The 16,557-nt window shown below is 64.7% G+C and carries 20 protein-coding genes; 8 read left to right on the top strand and 12 right to left on the bottom strand.

What is annotated here, in order from left to right; all coding sequences use genetic code 11:
- Positions 1 to 74: 74 nt before the first annotated feature.
- From AC0L3P_RS06345 to AC0L3P_RS06320, 6 genes are all read right to left on the bottom strand, one after another.
- A complete protein-coding gene (locus AC0L3P_RS06345; protein WP_275171841.1) occupies positions 75 to 857 on the bottom strand; it encodes an ABC transporter ATP-binding protein in 783 nt (260 codons plus the stop codon).
- The gene (locus AC0L3P_RS06340) at positions 845 to 1,900 is read right to left on the bottom strand and encodes a dihydrodipicolinate synthase family protein (RefSeq protein ID WP_275171842.1); all 1,056 of its coding nucleotides are present in this window, start codon (positions 1,898 to 1,900) and stop codon (positions 845 to 847) included. The genes AC0L3P_RS06345 and AC0L3P_RS06340 overlap by 13 nt, the downstream gene beginning before the upstream one ends.
- 6 nt (positions 1,901 to 1,906) lie before the next feature.
- Positions 1,907 to 2,728: a GNAT family N-acetyltransferase gene (locus AC0L3P_RS06335; RefSeq protein ID WP_275171843.1), complete on the bottom strand. Its 822-nt coding sequence runs from the start codon at positions 2,726 to 2,728 to the stop codon at positions 1,907 to 1,909.
- Positions 2,715 to 3,752, bottom strand: coding sequence for an NAD-dependent epimerase/dehydratase family protein (locus AC0L3P_RS06330; protein ID WP_473301322.1), 1,038 nt, complete (start codon positions 3,750 to 3,752; stop codon positions 2,715 to 2,717). The genes AC0L3P_RS06335 and AC0L3P_RS06330 overlap by 14 nt, the downstream gene beginning before the upstream one ends.
- A gap of 31 nt (positions 3,753 to 3,783) precedes the next feature.
- Complete coding sequence (locus tag AC0L3P_RS06325) at positions 3,784 to 4,554, bottom strand: ABC transporter permease (RefSeq protein ID WP_275171845.1); 771 nt, start codon at positions 4,552 to 4,554, stop codon at positions 3,784 to 3,786.
- An 83-nt stretch (positions 4,555 to 4,637) separates the two neighbouring features.
- A complete protein-coding gene (locus tag AC0L3P_RS06320) occupies positions 4,638 to 5,285 on the bottom strand; it encodes a TetR/AcrR family transcriptional regulator (protein ID WP_007591743.1) in 648 nt (215 codons plus the stop codon).
- 101 nt (positions 5,286 to 5,386) lie between these two features.
- Here AC0L3P_RS06320 and AC0L3P_RS06315 point away from each other — a divergent pair, with 101 nt between their 5' ends.
- The 5 genes from AC0L3P_RS06315 (at position 5,387) to AC0L3P_RS06295 (ending at position 8,861) form a co-directional block, all read left to right on the top strand.
- Positions 5,387 to 6,403 carry an ABC transporter substrate-binding protein gene (locus tag AC0L3P_RS06315; RefSeq protein WP_275171846.1) on the top strand — a complete coding sequence of 339 codons (1,017 nt, stop codon included), beginning with the start codon at positions 5,387 to 5,389 and terminating at the stop codon, positions 6,401 to 6,403.
- Between the two features lie 283 nt (positions 6,404 to 6,686).
- Positions 6,687 to 7,385 (top strand): septum site-determining protein MinC, encoded by a 699-nt coding sequence (minC, locus tag AC0L3P_RS06310; protein ID WP_275171847.1) that lies wholly within the window; start codon positions 6,687 to 6,689, stop codon positions 7,383 to 7,385.
- Between the two features lie 19 nt (positions 7,386 to 7,404).
- Positions 7,405 to 8,220 carry a septum site-determining protein MinD gene (gene minD / locus AC0L3P_RS06305; protein ID WP_275171848.1) on the top strand — a complete coding sequence of 272 codons (816 nt, stop codon included), beginning with the start codon at positions 7,405 to 7,407 and terminating at the stop codon, positions 8,218 to 8,220.
- On the top strand, positions 8,217 to 8,498 hold the full coding sequence (minE, locus tag AC0L3P_RS06300) for a cell division topological specificity factor MinE (protein ID WP_275171849.1): 282 nt from the start codon (positions 8,217 to 8,219) through the stop codon (positions 8,496 to 8,498). The genes minD and minE overlap by 4 nt, the downstream gene beginning before the upstream one ends.
- A 177-nt stretch (positions 8,499 to 8,675) precedes the next feature.
- Positions 8,676 to 8,861: a hypothetical protein gene (locus AC0L3P_RS06295; protein ID WP_219683905.1), complete on the top strand. Its 186-nt coding sequence runs from the start codon at positions 8,676 to 8,678 to the stop codon at positions 8,859 to 8,861.
- 13 nt (positions 8,862 to 8,874) lie between these two features.
- Here the strand turns inward: AC0L3P_RS06295 and AC0L3P_RS06290 are convergent, their stop codons facing one another.
- The 4 genes from AC0L3P_RS06290 to AC0L3P_RS06275 form a co-directional block, all read right to left on the bottom strand.
- Positions 8,875 to 9,123 (bottom strand): peptidase associated/transthyretin-like domain-containing protein, encoded by a 249-nt coding sequence (locus AC0L3P_RS06290; protein ID WP_275171850.1) that lies wholly within the window; start codon positions 9,121 to 9,123, stop codon positions 8,875 to 8,877.
- Between the two features lie 110 nt (positions 9,124 to 9,233).
- Positions 9,234 to 9,623 carry a hypothetical protein gene (locus tag AC0L3P_RS06285; RefSeq protein ID WP_275171851.1) on the bottom strand — a complete coding sequence of 130 codons (390 nt, stop codon included), beginning with the start codon at positions 9,621 to 9,623 and terminating at the stop codon, positions 9,234 to 9,236.
- A 91-nt stretch (positions 9,624 to 9,714) separates the two neighbouring features.
- Positions 9,715 to 9,945, bottom strand: coding sequence for a DUF6894 family protein (locus AC0L3P_RS06280; protein WP_007591727.1), 231 nt, complete (start codon positions 9,943 to 9,945; stop codon positions 9,715 to 9,717).
- Between the two features lie 371 nt (positions 9,946 to 10,316).
- Positions 10,317 to 11,339 (bottom strand): hypothetical protein, encoded by a 1,023-nt coding sequence (locus AC0L3P_RS06275; protein WP_473301320.1) that lies wholly within the window; start codon positions 11,337 to 11,339, stop codon positions 10,317 to 10,319.
- A gap of 355 nt (positions 11,340 to 11,694) precedes the next feature.
- Here AC0L3P_RS06275 and AC0L3P_RS06270 point away from each other — a divergent pair, with 355 nt between their 5' ends.
- Positions 11,695 to 12,312, top strand: coding sequence for a L,D-transpeptidase (locus tag AC0L3P_RS06270; RefSeq protein ID WP_275171852.1), 618 nt, complete (start codon positions 11,695 to 11,697; stop codon positions 12,310 to 12,312).
- Positions 12,313 to 12,319: 7 nt separating this feature from the next.
- On the opposite strand, the gene AC0L3P_RS06265 is transcribed toward AC0L3P_RS06270, so the two are convergent.
- Positions 12,320 to 12,748, bottom strand: a complete 429-nt coding sequence (locus AC0L3P_RS06265; protein ID WP_473301319.1) for a COG4315 family predicted lipoprotein — start codon at positions 12,746 to 12,748, stop codon at positions 12,320 to 12,322.
- 179 nt (positions 12,749 to 12,927) lie between these two features.
- Entirely contained in the window at positions 12,928 to 13,392 is a 465-nt protein-coding gene (locus tag AC0L3P_RS06260; protein WP_354054936.1) for a MarR family winged helix-turn-helix transcriptional regulator, read from the bottom strand.
- Positions 13,393 to 13,494: 102 nt separating this feature from the next.
- On the opposite strand from AC0L3P_RS06260, the gene AC0L3P_RS06255 reads away from it, so the two are divergent.
- Complete coding sequence (locus AC0L3P_RS06255) at positions 13,495 to 15,417, top strand: FAD-binding monooxygenase (protein ID WP_473301318.1); 1,923 nt, start codon at positions 13,495 to 13,497, stop codon at positions 15,415 to 15,417.
- A gap of 155 nt (positions 15,418 to 15,572) precedes the next feature.
- Entirely contained in the window at positions 15,573 to 16,556 is a 984-nt protein-coding gene (locus tag AC0L3P_RS06250) for an SH3 domain-containing protein (RefSeq protein ID WP_473301317.1), read from the top strand.
- Position 16,557 lies beyond the last annotated feature (1 nt).

Genomic DNA, 16,557 nt, shown 5'->3' with positions numbered 1-16,557 from the left:
ACCACTGCTTGCTTGACTCGCCATGGTGGGCAGGCTTCGCTTTGCCCACCCTACAGCATCTATCGTGCGGTAAATTAAGCCGCGCCCAGCCCGAGCTTCTCGTAAATCCGCCGTGCATAGGCGCCGAATGCGTCCGTCGTCTTGAGCGGAAGGTCACGCGGGAAGGGCAGGTCGATCGGGAAATAATCGGCCATCTTCGCCGGGCCTGCTGTCAGCACAGCGCAGTGCGATGACAGGAACACGGCCTCCTGGATCGAGTGGGTGATGAAGATGATGGTCTTGCCGCTCTCGCGCCAGATCCGCAGCATCTCCAAGTTCATCTGCTCGCGGGTCAAGGCGTCGAGCGCGCCGAACGGCTCGTCCATCAGGATCAGTTTCGGGTCGTGAATGAAGGCGCGCGCGATGGCGGTGCGCTGCTGCATGCCGCCGGACAACTCTCGCGGATATTTCTGCTCGTAGCCGGCAAGTCCCACCAGATTGAGCAGATCGCGCGCCCGCTCGCGCGCGGCCTTGATGGGAAGGCCGACGATCTCCGCCGGCAGCAGCACGTTGTCCAGGATCGTCCGCCATTTCAGCAGCAGCGCCTGCTGGAATACCATGCCGATGTCGCGGGTCGGATCGAACGGGCTTTTGGCATTGCCGATCTTCACCGTGCCGCCGTCGGCGTCGTGCAGGCCGGCCAAAATCTTCATCACCGTGGTCTTGCCGCAGCCGGATGGGCCGACCAGCGAGACAAGCTCACCCTCCTGCACGTCCATGGTGACGTCGGACACCGCCAGGAATTCGGCTCCGCCGCTGCGATACACCTTGCGGACGCCTTGCAGGCTGATGAAGGGGTTTGAGCTCATGCCAGCCATTTGTTCAAGTTTGCGGCCACGAACGCGTCGTCGCTGAGGTCGGAATGCTCGCGAGTGACGCGGTCGATCTCATCCTTCTGGCCGTGGCTAAGGCCCTCGTTCGGATCGAGGCACCACAGGCCCTGCATCAGGCTCTGTCGTCGCAGCACCTCATGGCAGCCGGCGATGCAGCCGTGAAAATTGTTGGCGACGTCGAAGAATGCGCTGTTGCAGTCGGTGACGCGGGCATCGAGCGCGAGCAAATCGGCCGGGACGCTGTCCTTGTGCCGTGCCGCTCTGCAGCGCTCGAACTGTTTTATGGCGCTCGCGGTCCAAACCGACCAGTGGCCGAGCAGTCCGCCCTTGAAATAAGTGCGCGTGGTGATTCCGTTGTCACGGAGGTCGAACGGCAGCATCAGATCGAGCAGGATGTGGTCGTCATTGCCGGTATAGAGCGCAACGCGGTCGAGCGCGCCGGCCGCCGCGACGCCGCGCAGAACATCAAGGGTCCTGTAGCGGTTGAAGGGCGCGATCTTGATCGCGATGACATTGTCGATCGAGGCAAAACGCTGCCAGAACCGGCTCGACAGGACCAGGCCGCCGACGGCCGGCTGAAGATAGAAGCCGACCAGCGGAATTTCGGCAGCGACCGCTGCGCAATGCGCGATGATCTCGTCCTCCGACGCGCCCTTCATCGCAGCGAGACTGAGGAGCCCTGCGTGGTAGCCGATGTCGCGCGCGGTGCGGGCTTCGATGGTGGCCTGCCTGGTCGGACCGGCGAGGCCCGCGACCAGCGCCAGCGGACGCTTGGTCCAGTTCGCCGCAGTCTCGGCGGCGAGTTCGAGCACGGGACGGTAGAGGCCGACATCGCGGATCGCAAACTGCGTGGTGTGCACGCCGACCGCAAGGCCGCCGGAGCCGGCGTCGATGTAATAGCGCGTCAGCGCGCGCTGATGCTTTGTGTCGAGCTGGCGTTCGGCGGTGAGCGCGAGGGGATGCGCCGGCAGCACGGTGCCGTCGGCGATCAGCTTGCGGATCTCGCTGTTGATCTGGCTGTGGTGCATGATGTCCTATCCGAATTCGGGGCCGGCGACGGCGAATGGCATTTCTTCACCTGTGGCAGTGGCGGGGCCGAACCGCATGCGCTGGAACGGACGTTCGATGCTCCAGCCCGATGCGGTCAATCCTTCAGGGAACCCAGGTTGCGACGCGACGGCGTCGAGCAGCAGCGGGCCGGTTTCCGATCGCGCGATGGCATCGACCAAGGTCAGCGCGGCTGCGGCGTCGTCGGCAAAAAGCGGGCCGATATGGCGCGCCGTGCGTCCGTCGCGAACCAGCGCGATGGCGCCGCTCGCGGAGACGATGCGTGAGCCGGGCCGCTGCGCAAAGGCAGAGAGCAGGGCGGTTCGATCGAGGCCCGTAGCGCGCCGGTCACGCGCGCGGAGCGCGTCGAGCGGCGCGGATGAAGGTGCCTGCTCCGACGTTGAAGCGGATTTCACCAGCCTGAGGCGGCGCAACTGCAGGGTCGGCGTGAACCCGAGCGGCCCATAGACGGCGGCACCATCCGGCGTCGCGTCGAGCCAGCTCGTCAGGTTGCGTTTGCCTGCCGTCGCCAGGCAGGCGTCGACGAGCCGCGTGGCGAGACCGCGCCGGCGGTGGCTTGCCGTCACCAGCACCATGCTGATCCAGGCGTTGTTGCCGGGGTAGGGCAAGAGCGCCGCGGTCGCGACCAGTTGCGTGCCATCACGGATGCCGAACACGATGCCGTCGCTTAGGAAAAAGCGCCAGTCGTCTTCATTCTGGTTCCAGTGCGCCTCTGTCGAGAGCGCGAGGCCTGCCGCAGCATCCTCGACGCCAAGCCGGATGACGCGCGGAGCGTCAGTAGCGTCCATCGCGCACCTCGTATTTGGTGGGCTTGCCGAGGCTCGGCATGGCGCGGGAGATCCAATCCGCGGTCCAGGCGATCAGCTGCTCGGTGTCGACGACCGGCAGGCCGAACAGCTCGACTGCCTTGGACGTGTCGGTCAGCCATGCCGTCGGCTGTTCGTTTCCTGTCAGGACCGGCGCGCGGCCGAACCTGGCGCCGAATCGTGCTGCGAGGTCGCGCACCGCCAAAATCTCGTGGCCGCTGACATTGATCGGCGAGGTCGGCGCCGTGCAATGCGCGAGACAGCGCAGCGCCTGGGACGAGGCATCGCCCTGCCAGATGAAATTGACGTGGCCGATGCTAACATCGATCGGAGTGCCCGTGAGCACTTTCAATGCGATGTCGTGGAGGACGCCATAGCGCATGTCGATCGCGTAGTTGAGGCGGAACAGCCGCCCGGGCGTTCCGAGCTTGCGCGAAAAATACTCGAACATGCGCTCGCGGCCGACGCAGGATTGGGCGTACTCGCCGGGCGGGTTCGGCGCCATGTCCTCGCTCGAGCCTTTGCCGTCGACGGGAACGAAGGGATAGATGCAGCCGGTCGAGAACGCCACGATCCGCGACGACGGGAAGGCCTGCGCGACCAGCGCCGGCACGTGCGCATTCATCGCCCAGGTCAGCGACAGATCGCCCTCCGCGCCGAATTTGCGGCCGGCCATGAAGATGATGTTGGGCGCCTTCGGCAGTGCCTGAATCGCGGTCTCGTCCATCAGGTCGCAATTGATGGTCTCGACGCTACGCGCGTGCAGCCAGTCCTTGACGCCGGCGTCGCTGAAGCGGGCGACGCCAATGACGCGGCGATCGGGCGCTGCGGCTTTGGCCAGCCCCGCCAGCGTCGGCCCCATCTTGCCGGCGACGCCTAGGATCATGATGTCGCCTTCGACCCTGGCGAGGTCGTCGATCAAAGCCTGCGTCGGCCGGCACAGGAGATCGTCGAGCGCGGCGATATCAGGGATGGTCTTCGGCAGTGTCTGGCGGGTGAGGAGCATGGTTTTGGTCCTTGGTCTTGGCTCTGCCGTTTCAAGTCGGTGTTGCGTCACCGACCACGAACATGCGTTCGAGGACGAGCACGAAGCCGTAAAGCGCGACGCCGAGCAGCGTCAGCAGCACGACGGCCATCACCATCGCGGGCGTGTCGAGCGACGACTGCACCTGGATCATGAGGTAGCCGAGCCCGCGCTCGGAGGCGATGAACTCGCCGACGATGGCGCCGGCGACAGCGAGGATGGCGCCGACCTTCATGCCGGAGAATATGTATGGCAGCGATCCCGGCAGCTGGATCTTGCGGAACAGCGTCCAGCGCGAGCCGCGCAGCGATTTGACGAGATCGAGCAGATCCGGCTCGACCTCGCGCAAGCCGCGCGCGGTGGTGAGCAGGATCGGAAAGAAGCAGATGCTGAAGGCGATCAGGATGTTCGGCACGATGCCGTAGGAGAACCAGACGATGAGGAGCGGGCCGAGCGCGACCTTCGGAATCATGTTCAGCGTCACGAACAGCGGCAGCAGCACGAGGCTGAGCAACGGCGCCCAGCTGAAGATGACGGCAAACGTGACGCCGACGAATGCGCCGAGCGCAAAGCCGCCGAGGATCTCGATCGCGGTCACCAGCGTATTGGCGCCCCAGGCGTAGCTCGCGGTTCCCAGCGTCTGGATCGTCGCGAGCGGCGAGGGCAGGATGAACTTCGGCACGTGGAAGGCGTCGACCAGGACCTGCCAGAGCACGAGCACGGCGAGGTGCACGATCAGGACGATCGCAAAGCTGCGCGTATTGCGGGCGCCGTCTCCTGTCACCGGTTGCTCCCTGTTGCAGCGGCCACCTTGCCGCTGGTCGCAAGCCTAACCGGCCTTGAGGGAAGTTTCAACCAGTTGGTTGATTACGGCCGGAGCGAATGTAGCACGAGATCGGCGACGTGCCGGCGGCGGGCGCGGCGCGCGGCCCGGCTTGACAGGTCCTTGCCGAAGATCGCCGACAGCGTCGGCGTGTTTGAGAGATAGAAATAGCTGAGGCCCGCGATGGAGATATAGAGCTGGATCGGGTCGATCCCCTTGCGGAACATGCCGGCGCGGACGCCCTCGTGAAGGATGTGGGACACGCTCTTCACCAACGGCGAATGCATCGCCTCCAGCCGCGTCGAGCCGCGGACGTGGCGGGCACCGCCGCGGTTCTCGTCGTTCAGAAGCACGATGAAATCGGGGTTTGTTGCGAGGTAATCGAACGAGGCCTCGATCAGTTTCCGGATCGCCTTTTCCGGGGGCAGGCCTTCGAGATTGAGCTGGCGCTCCTGTTCGCGAATATCGGCGTAAACCCATTCGAGGACGGCAAGATAGAGCGCGTCCTTGTCGCCGAAGTAGTGGTAGACGAGCTGCTTGTTGACGCCGGCGCGCTCCGCGATCTCGTCGACACGGGCGCCGGCAAAGCCGTGCCGGGCGAACTCCTCGCGCGCCGCGGTGAGCAGCTTCTTGCGGGTGGCGACCGGGTCGCGCCGCTGCGGCACGGTGTCGCCTGAACGTTTTGCGGGCATTTCCAACCAAACAGTTGACAAGTTGAGGGCGGCCTTGTTGCATTGGTATCCTCACAGGGGGAGAGCGACAAGCCGGGTCGCGGGCAACGAGGAGAGATGCGATGAAGCGTTTGCAGGCGGCGGGCTCGGCCCTGGCTGTAGCCCTGATGCTCGGTTCACCGGCGATGCCGGCGAACGCGGGTGAGGCGGTCAATCTGATCCTGAACTGGGCGCCGACGGCCGATCACTCGCCCTATTATTACGCCAAGGCACAAGGCTGGTACGAGAAGGCGGGCATCGATCTGACCATTGAGGTCGGCAAGGGCTCCGGCGTCTCCGCCGCCAAGGTCGGCTCCGGCGGTTCGCCCTTCGGCGTCGCCGATCTCGCCACCATGCTGGTGGCGAAGAGCAAGGGGGCTGATGCTGTGGCCGTGATGAGCGTCTACGCCAACACCGGCCAGACCTTTTACTGGCTGAAGAGCTACGGCGTAAACGGGGTGAAGGATTTTGCCGGCCACAAGATCGGTAATCCGCCCGGGGACGCCTCGCGCGTGATGTGGCCGGCCTTCGCCAAGGCCGCAGGGCTTGCACCCGACTCCGTCGGCTTCGTCAATGTCGGGCCGACCGCGAAGATCGCCGCGCTGAAGAGCCATACCGTCGACATCATCAGCGACTTCTACAACGAGCACGATTTGAAGGTGATCGAGTTCGGAAGCGATCTCGGCTACGTCAACTGGAAGGACATCGGGCTCAATCCTTACGGCAATTCGCTGATCGTCAACGGCGGCTATCTGCAGAAGAACCCGAAGCTGGTTGAGGAGTTCGTGCGGGTCACGCAAAAGGCCTTCGCGACCTGCGTCGCCGACGCCGCGCCCTGCCTGAAGGCCTTGCTCGATCAGGTCTCCGGTCTCGACAAGGAGAACCAGGAGCGCCAGTGGGAGCGCATCAAATTCCTGATGACCGACGAATTCACGACGACGAAGTCGCTCGGCTGGATCGACGGCGAGCGGATGAAGAAGGATTACGAGCTGGTCCAGACCTATCTCGGCATGGAAAAGCCGTTCGATGTCACGACGGCGTTCACGACGAAGATGCTCGATCCCGCCATCAAGATGGACGCGAGCAAGGTGAAGAAGTAGGGCGGCTTCCTTATCGTCGTCCCGGCGAAAGCCAGGACCCATTACCCCAGGGCGTGGTTTGGCGAAGACTTGTGGTTCGGTACTCCCACCGTCCGCATCGATGGATTCCGCGGTATGGGTCCTGGCTTTCGCCAGGACGACACCGGAGATCTGGGGCGGCTGCCCGTCGCCGAGGGCCACGGCCCGACGCCCGCCCCACCTAACCCCACGGAGAAATTAACCGGCCATTAACCATATCGGCGGCATCGTTAACCATTCAATAACAGGGAACGAGTCGGCCGCTATGGAGGCTGCAGTAAAACCTCAACGCCAAATGGTGCGCCTGCGCGGGCGCTCCTATGTGGCCTTCGTATTCGTGCCGACGGTTCCCATCCAGGACTGGCTGCAGGAGATCGATACCACCATCGCGCGCTCGCCGGGCTTCTTCGCCGGCCGCCCCGTGGTGATCGACCTGTCCTCGGTCGATCTCAGCCAATCCGGCATCGGCCATCTCCTCACCAGCCTTCAGGACCGCAACATCCGCGTGCTCGGGATCGAGGGCGTGGAGGAGAGCCGGCTGACCCCCATGATGCCGCCGCTGCTGTCGGGCGGGCGGAGCTGCGTCATCGAACCGAGCGCTCCGAAGAAGCCTGAGGCGAAGGTCGAGACCAAGCCGACCTCCCTGCTGCTCGAAAGCCCGGTGCGCTCCGGCCAGACCGTAATCTTCCCCGAAGGCGACGTCACCATTCTCGGCTCGGTCGGCTCCGGCGCCGAAGTCGTCGCCGGCGGTTCCATTCACATCTACGGCGCGCTGCGCGGCCGTGCCATGGCGGGCGTGAACGGTCACACGAGCGCACGTATCTATTGTCAGAAGATCGAGGCCGAACTGCTTGCAATCGATGGCTTTTACCAGACCGCCGACGATATCGACGCGGCCCTGCGCGGCAAGCCGGCTCAGGCCTGGCTCCAGGGCAACACCATGCGAATTACTGCGCTGAACTGACCAGAAGGAGATTTCAGAGATGGCCAAGGTACTGGTCGTGACATCAGGCAAGGGGGGCGTCGGCAAGACGACGACGACCGCCGCGCTGGGAGCTGCGCTCGCGCAACGCGGCGAAAAGGTTGTCGTCGTCGATTTCGACGTCGGCCTGCGCAACCTCGACCTCGTGATGGGCGCCGAACGCCGCGTCGTGTTCGACCTCATCAACGTGGTGCAGGGGGTCGCAAAGCTGCCGCAGGCGCTGATCAAGGACAAGCGGCTGGAGAACCTCTGGCTGCTGCCGGCCTCGCAAACCCGCGACAAGGACGCGCTGACCGAAGAGGGCGTGGGCAAGGTCATCGAGGATCTGCGCAGTCGTTTCGACTGGGTGATCTGCGACAGCCCGGCCGGCATCGAGCGCGGCGCCTCCATGGCGATGCGCTTTGCCGACGAAGCCGTGATCGTCACCAATCCCGAAGTCTCCTCGGTGCGCGATTCCGATCGCATCATCGGCATGCTCGATTCCAAGACGGTGCGGGCCGAGAAGGGCGAGCGGGTCGAGAAGCATATTCTCATCACCCGCTATGATCCCTCGCGCGCCGCGCGCGGCGAGATGCTGACCATCGAGGACATCCTCGAGATCCTCGCAACGCCCTTGCTCGGCATTATCCCGGAGAGCCAGGACGTGCTGCGCGCATCCAACGTCGGCACGCCTGTAACGCTGTCGAACGCGGAAGGCGCACCGGCGCGGGCCTATATCGACGCGGCGCGACGGCTGTGCGGCGACACTGTGCCGATGCAGGTGCCGACCGAGCGCAAGGGCTTCATGGACCGCCTGCTGCGACGGAGGGCCGCATGAGCATGGGTCTGCTTCGGCTTCTTCGCGGCAACAAGGCCTCTGCACCCGTCGCGCGCGAACGGTTGCAGATCCTGCTTGCCCATGAACGCGGACTGCGCGGCCAGCCCGATCTGCTCGGTGTGCTGCGTGAGGAAATTCTCGCGGTCGTCTCAAGGCACGTCACGCTGGACCCGACCAAGGTCATCGTCCGGCTCGATCGCGGCGACGAGGTCTCGACCCTCGAGGTCGATATCGAGGTGCCCAACGATTTCGAGCGCAGGCGCGCGGCAGTCGGGTAGGGACCTCGGCCGCGACGCTTCAAAATTTGGGGTGGGTGAGAAGGCGGTCCGCTGGGCATAGCGGGCCGCCTTTTGCGCGCCGATCGGAACGCTGCGGAACGAGGTCAGGGGCTCAATCGTTGTGAACAACCCGCGGCGGCGCGATGCACCGCGGTTTCGTCAAACGGGAGAACGCCCATGATGACCGAGGTCCAGGTCCACACCGTCGCGCGCCAGATGCTGGAACAGCATGGTTTTGCGGCGATCGCGAAGGCCGCTGAACAGGCCAGGGCCTGCGAGGGCCGCGGCGAGGGCGATGAGGCCAAAGAGTGGCGTCACATCGCCGACGCGATGAAGATCATACGCGGCCCGCACCAGAGCTGACACTCCCGCGCGCTCAACGCTCCCCGCGGTCGGCGCCCTGCGGCGACGTGCGATTCTGTGTCGGCTGGGAGCGCTCGCCCGTCTCCTTGCAGGGGAGCGGCTCCCACGAGCCGTCCGGCGCCTGCTGATAGGCGCTGCACGATGACGACGAGGTCGGTTTGTCCTCGCCCTTTTGGGCATCGGAATTCTTCGCCAGCACGGGCGCAGTCAGCACCGCCGCGACGGCAAACGCGACGGCGAGAAGGACATGGTTGATCCGCATGGGGCTCCCCTGTTCGAGTTTCGAAGAGAGCCGCATGCTGGCGAGGAATGTGACGATTATTGGCCGAAGCAAAAGTTCCGGCGCGGCGTGCTTAACGCCACGTGAGAACCCTAGCCGCCCTTGCTGCGGATCAGGCCGGCGAGGTTGGTCTTCTGGGCCTCGCACCAGCTGGGCATGCCGAGGCGGCGTTGGTTGAGGTCGGTCGCCTGGGTGGCCACCGCGACTTCGGCCATCAGATCGTCGTCCTGCTTCTCGCCCATCTTGCCGCCGGTGTGCATCCAGGCGATCGCCTTGCGGACCTTCTCGGTGGTGCCCTCGGGCAGCTGCATCTGCTCCGCCTTCTGCACCAGATCCTGGTAGACGACATCCGTGCCGGGACATTCGACCTTGGCGGCGAAGGCCTGCAAGACCAACGTGACATAGGTCGAACGTGGATGGTCGGCCGCTTGGGCCGGCGCCGCCAGCAGCAACAGGGCCGTCATCAGAAAACCAGTCCGCATCCTTGGTACCTCCCCGAATTTTCGGGAAGGCTAGCGGCTGGCGCGACGCTCCGCAATGGGGATGGCGTGCGGGAGCGAAGCGGCCGGCGAGCTAGCGCCGCCAGGCCGGCACGGGATCGAGCGGCGTGCGGTAGACCTCTTTGTGATCGCGGTCGGTGACGCGCACAGCGCAACCCTTGCTTTGCAACTCGGGCTTCACCTGCGACAGCTCGGTGGCCAGTTGAACGGCACGATCGGAGGCGACCTCGATGTCTTCGAGGATGATACCGCCCTGGTTCTTGAACTCTTCACCAACCACGAGATCGAAGGAATAGTAAGGCATCCGAATTCCCCGGTGTGACGAATTGAGCTTCGGCTTTCAACACATGACTGATGGTACCACTGAGTCGATGTTTATCGAATGAACGGCGCGCGCAATCTCTGTGCTTATGGCGCAGAAATGATGTGCAACATTCAACCGTGTTAAGATTTTATTAAATATGTCGGCGTGATCATGAGCCATGGAATTGCAGCAGAACCGGGCTCCGGGAACCGGCAGCTGCAAGAGAAGGCCGCCGGCATAGATCCCGACGGCCTTTTCTCTTGATGGAAAACAATGGAAGCATTGCTTCCCGTAGTCACCCGGACTCAACGCATCACATCGACTCGGACAGCGTCCCTGGCGCGACGCTTCATGTCCTCGCGTGAGATCGTTCAGCGCAGCGGCATTGGCGGGCGCACGACAGGTCCGTCGTCGTCGGCAACGGCTTGCGTCGTCGTCATGGCAGCTGGCGGAGGCACTGCGGCAGCCTGCGACGGCGGCGGCGGTGCGAGCGGCGCGGGCGAATAAGCCGGCATGTAGGTGTGCGAGACGACCGGCTTGGGTTTGCGAACCGGCGGCGTCGCGGGCCGCGGCGGCAGCGCGGACATTTGCGCGCGCGGATCGATGCGCGGCTTCGCATCGGCCACCGGCTTCGCCGCGGGCGGCTTCGTCATCTCGCGTGCCATCTGCTCCTGCCCGGCCTTCAACTCAGCGATGTTGGCCTTGAGCTGCTCGATCTGTTGCGCCATCGCGGCGAGATCGCGCGTCATCGACTGCACCGATTGTACAGGATCGGATTGTGTTGCCGTGGGCACCGCTGCTGCAACCGGGGTGGCAGGCGGAGCCGCAGATTGGTCGGCCGCTTGATCCGTTCCCGCTTGATCGGTTGCGGCCTGGTCCGCGGGCGGCGCGGCCTGTGCGGCGGCGACCGGTGCCGTCTGTGAGGTCGAAGGCAGCAGCGACGCCACTGCCGGGGTCCATTCGGCGAGCATCTGTTTTGCGGTGTCGCCATGTTTCTCCCAGGCGACAGTGGCGGCCGCGCTTCCGCCCGCAAACAGCATCGTGACGAACGCACCGCGCAGCCATTTACCGGCGGAGGAGCGCTTCTGCCGGCTGAGACCATCACCGGGTGCGACGCGCACCGCGGTGTCGACCGAGGGCGCTGCCGCCTGCGGCTCGCGGACGGGACTGAACTTCGGCTCCGGATCCATTCTGGGCTTCAGCGTGAACGCCGGATCTAGTTTGGGTTCCGGACGGGTCGTGATCTCAGGCGCGAGCGCGGGCGCGACGCTGAGAGGGCGCGAGGCCAGCACAATGTCAGGCGAAATCTGCACGGCGTCGTGCGGGTCGTTGTTCGTGACCGTGTCTTTCACGATCTCATCGACGATTTGCCGAGAGTTCAGTGTCGAGAGCATCGCAGCTCCTTTGAAGCCTGGGTGTTTTGAAGTCCAGGTGTTGAGTAGTTGAAGTTTTGGCCGTCCGCATTCGCGCGAGCAGATCCGTGAGGCGAGCCCATCCAATTCCCCGAGGCCCAAGCACATGACGCACGAGTCCAGCCGGGTTTGACCAAAGCAAGGCGAGGGGATGGAGACTGTGCGACGCTCTTGCGCCGTTTGTGGTGATGGAACCCGGTACATCAAACGCGGGCACGTGTTCCGCAATGCCTTGTTTTCAGCACGATTTTGGCAGCATCTGGTGTTGCTGGGGGTGCTGCTATCGCTATCGGGGCCGGCGGTGCCAAGATCCTTATTCGTTCTATTCGTCCTTGCCATGCTTCCGCTGGGCGGCTGCATGCAGACGACGCTTTCGCCATCGACGGACGCGAGCATGACGCCGCGCGACCGGCAGCTGCTCGCGCATACGCCTTACGCGCAGGCGAGCGTGCCCGAGCAATATCTACGTCACATCGTCGATTATCCGCGCAAGGAGCAGCCGGGCACGATCCTGGTCGATACCGATGCGCGCTATCTCTATTTCGTGCTGCCCGACGGCAAGGCGATCCGCTACGGTGTCGCGGTCGGCGAGGAAGCCATGGCGTTCTCCGGAGTGGCGCGGGTCGGTCGTCTGGCGGAATGGCCGGACTGGGTTCCGACGGCGGACATCCAGGCGCGGCTCGGACCCTATCCGGCGCGCGTGCCCGGCGGTCCCGCCAATCCGCTGGGTGCGCGGGGCATCTATCTCTATGCCGGCAACAAGGACACGCTCTACCGCATCCACGGCACCAACCAGCCGGAATATATCGGGCAGGCGATCTCGTCCGGATGCATCCGGATGCGCAACGAGGACGTGATCGATCTCTATGACCGGGTGAAGCTCAATTCGATGGTCGTGGTGCTGCCGCCCGGACAGAACGCGCAGGTCGAGGCGCGGCCCAGCTGGCGCGGGTGAGGTCGCCCTAGTTCTCGGGACGTGCAATGCGCCATTGCAACGTCGTGGCATTGCCGTTGGCCTCGCCCGGCGCCTTGTCGGCCGGCGAGGTGTAGAGCGGACGATAGCGATATGCCCACATCTTGCTGCCGTCGTTGCGGCTGATCACGGTGAAATCGCCGATCGCCTTGGCATCGGCCGTTGCCGATAGCGGAATCCAGCTCTCGACGCATTTGCCGTTGCAGTTCGACGTCTTGCCGGTGGTATCGCGCTCGTAATAGTAGAGCGTCATGCCGTTGAGGTCGACGAGCGTCGGACCCTGCTTGGTCAGGATCACCTTCGCCGGTGAGGTCGCGGGCTTCGGCGGAGGAGGGGCATCGCCGCCACCATGGCCATTCGCGAGCGCCGGAACGCTCGAGAGTGCGATGGCCGCCGCCGCAATGAGGAACCTGAACATCCGAAACTCCAGACCGGCAAAGTTAATCGCGCGTTAAACGCCGAATGCGGCCGACCCTAACAGCCGAAGGTTAGTTCCTGGTTTCGCGGATCTACGACAATGACGGGTAGAATTACGGGGCTGATCGTCCTGGCGCGTTTTCTTGACGCGAACCGGCATCCACGTCGCTCGAAAACGCTCTATGCCTGCGCTTCGCGCAGCGGGGCGCGGCTGAGCTCGTTGCCGGCGGCGATGGTCTTGTGCAGGAGGCGCATCAAATCCTCACCTTCCTTGGCGCTGAGGCCGCGCAGCATGATGCGTTGCGCGGATTCGACCGCCGGCGTGATCTTGCGCAACGTGCGGCGGCCCTCGTCGGTGATGTCGAGCTCGCGGGCACGACGGTCGCGGCTCGAGGCGCGGCGCTCCGCGAGCCCCTTCTGCACGAGGCGGTCGATCACGCCGGTGATGGTGGTCCGGTCGTAGGCGATCAATCCTGCGAGCGTCACCTGGTCGAGCCCCGGATTGGCCTTGATGGTCGCGAGCGCGGCGTATTGCACCGGCGTAAGGTCGAAGCCGGCGTCTCCAACCTCGGCCAGAAACACCGCGACTGCGATCTGCTGGAATCGGCGCGCCAGATGTCCGGGCATGTCGTTGTTGTCTTTCACCGAATTTCTCCATTGGGGCAGGTCGGCCGGTGTCGTTGACAAGTATACTGATAGTCAGCATACTGAGCAACATCCAAGCAAAACATCGGGGGAGAGGTGCTCATGCAATTCCATCTCAATGGATTTCAGCCGGGCGATCCTGAAATCGCCGATCCCGCCGCGCGCATTCAGGCCTCCGGCGCCACCGGGGCCGTGCCTGACGAAGTGGATGTCCTCATCGTGGGCTGTGGCCCTGCGGGCCTGACGCTCGCTGCCCAGCTTGCGCAGTTTGCCGACATAAAGACCTGCATCGTCGAGCAGAAGCCGGACCGCTTGCTGGTCGGGCAGGCGGACGGCATCGCATGCCGCACCATGGAGATGTTCCACGCCTTCGGATTCAGCGAGCGCGTCCTGAAGGAAGCTTGTTGGGTGAACGAGACGACGTTCTGGAAACCGGACGAGCGGGCGCCGGAAAATATCGTCCGCAGCGGCCGGGTGCAGGACGTCGAGGACGGTTTGTCGGAATTCCCGCACGTCATCCTCAATCAGGCGCGCATCCATGATGGCTTTCTCGACGTTATGCACAAAGCGCCGGCCAGGCTCGAGCCCCATTATAGCCGGCGCCTGCTCGACCTTCAGGTCGATCCGGCCGCGGGTCCCGCCGACCATGCCGTGACGGCGCGGCTCGAACGGGTCGATGCCAGGATCGAGGGCAAGGTCGAGACGATCAAGGCGCGCTATGTCGTCGGCTGCGACGGCGCCCGCAGCATGGTGCGCAAATCGATCGGCCGCGAGTTGCTCGGCGATTCCGCCAATCATGCCTGGGGCGTGATGGACGTGCTGGCGGTGACCGATTTTCCGGACATCCGCTTCAAGGCCCTGATCCAGTCCGCCAAGGACGGCAGCCTGCTGATCATCCCGCGCGAGGGCGGCTACATGGTCCGCCTCTACGTCGAACTCGCCAAGCTCGACATCGGCGAGCGCGTCGCCAATCGCAACATCACCGCCGATGACGTGATCGCGAAAGCGCAGCGGATCCTGAAGCCGCATGCGCTCGATGTGAAGGAGATCGCTTGGTGGTCGGTCTACGAGATCGGCCAGCGACTGACCGACAAGTTCGACGACGTGCCGGAGACCGAGATCGCTACGCGTCTGCCGCGGATCTTCATCGCCGGCGATGCCTGCCACACCCACAGCCCGAAGGCGGGGCAGGGCATGAACGTCTCGATGCAGGACGCCTTCAATCTCGGCTGGAAGCTTGCTGCCGTTCTGCGGAAGCAGTCCGCGCCAAGCCTGCTGCATTCCTATTCGGCCGAGCGCCAGGCGGTCGCGAAAGAGCTGATCGATTTCGACCGCGAATGGGCGGGGATTCTTGCGTCCGCCGCCAAGGCCGGCGGCGCCGATGCCGCCAAGACGCAGGACTATTTCGTAAGGCACGGTCGCTACACCGCGGGCACCGCGACGCATTACCGTCCGTCGGTTCTGACCGGAGCGACGTCGCACCAGCATCTCGCGCAAGGGTTCGTCATCGGCACGCGCTTTCATTCCGCACCGGTGATCCGGCTGGCGGATGCGAAGCCCGTGCATCTCGGTCACGCTGCGCCGGCGGATGGCCGCTTCCGCATCTACGCTTTCTCTGGCGCTGAGAATCCCGCAGCAGCCGGCTCGGCCATTCGCGCCTTGTGCAGTATTCTCTCCGAGGCGCGGGAGTCGCCGGTCCGGCGTTACACGCCCGCGGCCGCCGACGTCGACAGCGTGATCGACCTGCGGGCGGTCTTCCAGCAAGATCATCGCGAGCTCGCCGTCGAGGCGATGCCCGCGCTGCTGCTTCCGCGCAAGGGCCGGTACGGCCTGATCGACTACGAGAAGATGTTCTGTCCGGACCTCAAGAATGGTCAGGACGTTTTCACCATGCGCGGCATCGATCGCAAGGTCGGCTGCATGGTCGTGGTGCGGCCGGATCAGTACGTCGCGACCGTGCTGCCGCTGGACGATTTTGCTGCGCTTGCTGCGTACTTCGACGGCTTCATGCTGCAACTGAACTGACGGGCCGGCGGCGCTGTTGCGCGCTGTGTCGATGAACGGCGAATGAATATTGAACCGCGCGCGGCATCCGTTTCGATCTTTTGGCGGATGTGACCTTCGTACGCGGAACGCCCGTTCCGCTTGCGCGTTCCGACTCGAAAGAGGAGGACTACGCCATGAAATTCCGAAGCGTATTGTTAGCCGCATTGCTGCTCGCCCCGACGGCCGCAATGGCCGCACCGGGCATGGTCACCGTCTCGACCGGCCTGCGCGCCGGGCCGGGTTCGGGCTTTCCCCTGGTCGATCGCATCCCCGAGGGCGCCCGCGTCGACATCCATGGTTGCCTTCGCGGCAAAGCCTGGTGCGACGTGAGCTTCTCGGATGACCGTGGCTGGGTGTCGTCGCAATATCTCGAATATCTCTACCGCAATCACTACGTCTATCTTCCCGACTATGTCGACGAGATCGACGTGCCGATCGTTCCCTTCGTGCTGACCTCGTACTGGTCGAGGTATTATGAGGGGCGGCCCTGGTATCGGCGGCATGCCCACTGGAACACCTACTGGACTTCGCATCAGCGCGACGCGACGCGGATGACGATCGATCCGCGCGCGGCTCGCATCGGCCGCGCGGCAACGCGCGATGCGGCGGTCGCACTCGGGCGTACCGGCGCGAATGCCAAGGAAAGTGTCAAGGGCGCGGCCGCGGTCTCCGGCCGTGATGCCGCAACTTCACGGCATGACGCCGCCATCGCCAGGCGCGAGACTGCGGTGACGACGGACCGGAGCCGTGCTGCACGAACCGAGCGCGTCGCGCATGAGCGGACCAGTCTGCAGAGCCGCAATCCGCGCGATGCACAGGCCCGTATCATGCACGAGCAGGCCGCGAGCCGCGCGGCTGTGCGTGCGCAACCGATGGCGCGGCCGCATGAGGCGCCGCGGGTGTCAGCCGCTCCCGCAAGCCGGCCCGCGATGCCGCATGTGGCCCAGCCCAGTTTGAGCCACGGCTCGCCAATGAATGCTCATGCCCAGATGCCGGGGCCGCGCGCGGCTGCGCCCGCGATGCCGCACGGCGGCGGCGGCGCTCCTCACATCAACGCCGCGCCGCGCGGCGGCGGTGCGCCGGCCGGCGGTCCCGGCGGCGGACACCAGAAGCACTAAA

This window comes from Bradyrhizobium sp. WSM4874 (assembly GCF_055811835.1).
Note: the sequence above shows the minus strand (reverse complement) of the source record. Positions and strands in the feature narration are given on the sequence as shown.